Origin of the sequence: Bradyrhizobium cosmicum, assembly GCF_032290525.1 — a bacterium.
GTDB lineage: Bacteria > Pseudomonadota > Alphaproteobacteria > Rhizobiales > Xanthobacteraceae > Bradyrhizobium > Bradyrhizobium cosmicum_A.
The window spans coordinates 1-284 of sequence record NZ_JASXTA010000161.1 but is presented as its reverse complement, the minus strand read 5'-3'; the positions used below and the strand labels follow the sequence as shown (position 1 = coordinate 284).

Here is a 284-nt window from a genome sequence, read left to right as displayed (position 1 = left end):
CACCAGCGGACTGGCAAAGCCAGTTCCGCGGTGTTCCTCGAAAAGAATTCGCGCCTCGCGTTGAGGCAATACCGAGAAGAAAATGGCAGCTCTTTCGTTTCGCAACGTCATCAAACGCTACGGCAAAGGCCCGAGGGCCAACCAAGTGATCCACGGCGTGAGCGCCGAGATCAACGATGGCGAATTCGTGGTCATCGTCGGCCCCTCGGGCTGCGGCAAATCCACCCTGTTGCGCATGGTGGCCGGCCTGGAAGAAATCAGTGCCGGCGATATCGCCATCGGCC

The 284-nt window shown here is 59.9% G+C and carries 1 protein-coding gene; it reads left to right on the top strand.

Features of this window, described 5'->3' with window-relative positions; genetic code table 11:
* Nucleotides 1-82: 82 nt before the first annotated feature.
* On the top strand, nucleotides 83-284 hold a 202-nt coding region (locus tag QSV46_RS39475), incomplete at its 3' end, for an ATP-binding cassette domain-containing protein (protein ID WP_314964060.1).